This is a genomic window from Streptomyces katrae, from assembly GCF_000966975.1.
GTDB lineage: Bacteria > Actinomycetota > Actinomycetes > Streptomycetales > Streptomycetaceae > Streptomyces > Streptomyces katrae.
In genome coordinates, this window is record NZ_JZWV01001401.1 from 1 (window position 1) to 3,440 (window position 3,440).

At 75.8% G+C, this 3,440-nt stretch carries 3 protein-coding genes and 1 pseudogene; 2 read left to right on the forward strand and 2 right to left on the reverse strand.

All coding sequences use genetic code 11. From position 1 onward, the window contains the following. Positions 1 to 1,353 (reverse strand): ergothioneine biosynthesis glutamate--cysteine ligase EgtA (gene egtA, locus VR44_RS37685; protein ID WP_045952181.1); only part of this gene is annotated, 1,353 nt, incomplete at its 3' end. Between the two features lie 108 nt (positions 1,354 to 1,461). On the opposite strand from egtA, the gene VR44_RS37690 reads away from it, so the two are divergent. After that, positions 1,462 to 2,286, forward strand: a complete 825-nt coding sequence (locus VR44_RS37690; RefSeq protein ID WP_045952182.1) for a TIGR02452 family protein — start codon at positions 1,462 to 1,464, stop codon at positions 2,284 to 2,286. A 35-nt stretch (positions 2,287 to 2,321) separates the two neighbouring features. On the opposite strand, the pseudogene VR44_RS37695 reads toward VR44_RS37690, so the two are convergent. Continuing rightward, positions 2,322 to 2,750 (reverse strand): annotated as a pseudogene (locus tag VR44_RS37695) (type II toxin-antitoxin system PemK/MazF family toxin); the annotation flags it as partial. A 280-nt stretch (positions 2,751 to 3,030) separates the two neighbouring features. On the opposite strand from VR44_RS37695, the gene VR44_RS37700 reads away from it, so the two are divergent. Further along, the coding region (locus tag VR44_RS37700; RefSeq protein WP_211275215.1) for a cellulose binding domain-containing protein at positions 3,031 to 3,440 on the forward strand (410 nt) is incomplete at its 3' end.

Sequence of the window (3,440 nt, forward strand, 5' to 3'; positions counted from 1 at the left end):
GGGGCGGCCCGCCGCAGCCGCGGCGGTGCCCACGGCGGCCCGGGTGCGCCCGGCGACCAGGGCGTCGTCCACGTCGTCGGCCGGGCAGCGCCCGCGCCGTACGTAGCGCTCGGCGAAGGCCCCGACCGCCTCCCGGACGTACGGCTGGGCCCCGAGCCGGGGCAGCGCTTCCGCGGCCGCGGCGAAGCAGGCCACGGCGGCCGCCCGCAGGTCGGGATCGGCCAGCGCGCTGCGGGCGGCGGTCCGCCACAGGGGGTTGCGGGGCGCGCTCCGGGTCCCGTACGCGTCGGCGAGTGCCTTCACCGCCCGGTAGGCCGTCTCGGCGGCGTCCGGGTCGTCGAAGAGCGCGTGCACCACCGCCACCGGGACGATCCAGCCGTCCTCGCCGGGCTGCGCGTCGATCATCCGCAGCTCCAGGTGGCCGCGCGGCCGCACGGGCGGGAAGAGGGTGGTGAGGTGGTACTCCAGGTCCGCGGCGGTGGGCCGCCGGGCCGGGCCGCCCGGGCCGCCGCCGTCCGTACGCAGCCAGTCGCGGAAGGTCAGCCCCCGCGGCACCGCCCAGGGTTCGCCGTCGGGCCCCCGTACGCACATCACCTCGGTGTCCAGCGCGTGCCGGACCCAGCCCGCACGGGGCTCGGCGTCCAGCGGCGGGGCCAGGGCGCGCCGCGGGTCGATGTCGCTCCAGATGCCCTGGCGCGCACACCGCCAGCCCTCGTACGGGCCGTCGCGGCCGGGGGAGTTGGCGAAGGCGGCCACCAGTACGGCGCCCAGCAGGTGGGCGAGCCGCCAGCGCCGGCCGTGCCCCAGCGGGCCCGGCTCCTCGTGTCCGGCGTCCACGCAGACCTGCACGGAGGCGGAGGAGCGCATCATGGCCCGGCCGGCGGGGCCGGTGCGGTCGAAGTAGGCCTCCATCGCGTCGTAGCGCGGGCTGGCCAGGAGGCGGCGCAGGGGCCTGCGGGGGTCCTCGCCGAGGCCGTGGAGGACGAGGCCGCGCTCGCGCAGGGCGCCCCGTACGGCGGCGAGGTCGGCGCGGAGCCCGTCGAGGCAGGCGGTGAGGGAGGCGGCGGGGGCGGAGCTGAGCTCCAGCTGCCCGCCGGGTTCGACGGTGACCCGGGAGCTCAGGGGCAGGGCTCCGGCGGCCGCGTGGGCGGCGGTGAGGCGTTCGGGGGGAAGCGGCAGCCAGGGGCGCTCCGCGTCCAGGACGAGCCATTCGAGCTCCGCGCCGAGGGTGCGGGGCGGGCCGGTCTTGAAGCAGATGCCGTGGACCAGGTCCTCGGCGGCCGCCTCGCTGAGGGGGGCGTACGCGTGGTCCCCCGGATCGTGGACGTATGGAGCGGGTGAGTTCTCGGACATGACCGGAACCTCGTCTCCTGTAGTCGGCCGTGATGTCACCCGTGCCCTACCCGTCCTCGGGGCGCTAATTCCTTTGCCGCACCCGGGCGTGCGCCTCAGGATTGCGGTGTGAGCAGCAGATTGCGCGAGATCGCGCGGGAGAACGCGCTGATCGTGGCGGCCGGCGGGTACCGGACGCGGTCGGGGCGGCAGGTGTCCCTCGCCGCCGGCCTGGCGGAAGCCAAGGCCGGAACCAGGATATATGGGCCAAACCCGGTCATTCCAGACGGGGAGTCCGTCAGGGGGAGCCGGCGGACGGTCTTCGAGGTCACGGGGGAGAGCAGCACGGTCGCAGCGCGTCGCCTGGCGGGCCGGCCCGCCCTCGGCCCGGTCGCGGTGCTGAACTTCGCCTCCGCCCGCAACCCCGGGGGCGGCTACGTCCGGGGAGCCAAGGCCCAGGAGGAGGCGCTCTGCCGGGCCTCGGCCCTGTACGAGACCCTGCTGGAGGCCCCGGAGTACTACGAGGTCCACCGCGCGGGGCGGAGCACCTTCTACACCGACCGGGTGATCCACTCACCCGGGGTCCCGGTGTTCCGCGACGACCGGGGCGAACTGCTGGAGACCCCGTTCCGGGCCGGTTTCCTCACCTCACCGGCCCCGAACGCGGGCACGATCCGCCGCCAGGAGCCCGAACGCGCCCGCGAGATCCCGGCGGCCCTGACCCGCCGGGCCGGCCGCGTCCTGGAGGTGGCCGCCCTGCACGGCTACGGGGCACTGGTGCTCGGCGCCTGGGGCTGCGGGGTGTTCCGCAACGACCCGGAGGTGGTGGCCCAGGCCTTCCGCCGCCGGCTGACGGGCCGCTTCGCGGGCACCTTCGAGCACGTCGTCTTCGCGGTCCTGGACCGCGACCCCGCCCCCCGCGAGGCCTTCGCCAGGGCCTTCGCCGGGGCCTGAACGGCCCCGCCGGTGCGGGGCCCGCCCGTCGGCGGCTACCGCCAGCCGTAGCGCTCCCGGAGCCGGTCCACCACCAGCCCGAAGCGGGACCGGTCCAGGGCGCAGGCCTCGCGCCGCATCCCCGCCTCGTGGACCCGCAGCACCCGGTCCACGTCCACCCACGACTCCCGTCCGGCCGAGTCCCACGGTCCGGAGCCGATCGGGACCCACTCGCGGTCGGCGTCGTGCCGCTTGCTGGACAGCTGCACGGCGAGCAGGGTCGACCCGCCCGCCTCCCGCGCGACCACCAGCACGGGACGGTCCTTGCCCCGCCCGTCGTTCTCCTCGAAGGGGACCCAGGTCCACACGATCTCCCCGGGATCCGGATCCCCGTCCGGGTCGGGCGCGTACTCGGTGCGGACCGGGCCGATCGCCAGGGGGTCGGCCTCGACGGTCGCGCCGAAGCCCTCCCGCCCGGGCTGCTCGACGTCCCGGGCTGCTCGACGTAACCGTTGCCGTGATGTGAAAGTGCCGTCATCCGGGCGAGGTTAGCGGGTACGCGGGCCCTGGAGGCCGAAGCCCCGCCGGACCCGGCGGCGCCCCGGCCCCGCCGCCCGCCCGCCGACCCATCCTGATAGCCCGCTTACCGCTGCCTTAAGCGGAACCTAAGCCTCGTGGATCCCGGCCCGAAACGAACGATTGTCCGTTTCGGGGCCGCTAGCGTGCTGCCGCACCCAACTCCCCAGTAACAGAGGCAGGCACGCCATGGGCAGCAGCACCCGTCATCGCCGCAGGGCCGGCGGAAGGGCGAAGGCCGCGGGCGCGATCGTGGTGGCGGCGGTGATCGGTGGCGCGGCGTTCGCGTTCACCGGGACCGCGCAGGCCACCGCCGTCGGCGCCGTTTACACCACCTCCAGCTCCTGGAACGGCGGTTACACCGGGCAGTACGTCATCACCAACGGCACCGGCCGCACCCAGACGGACTGGACCCTGAGCTTCGACCTGCCGCCCGGGACGCGGATCGACTCCCTGTGGAACGGCACCCACACCGTCGACGGGCAGCACGTCACCGTGAAGCCCGCGAGCTGGAACCGGGAGCTCGCGCCCGGGGCCTCCGTCACGGTCGGCTTCGTCGCGAGCGGGAGCGGCGCACCCGGCAGCCCCAAGGGGTGCCT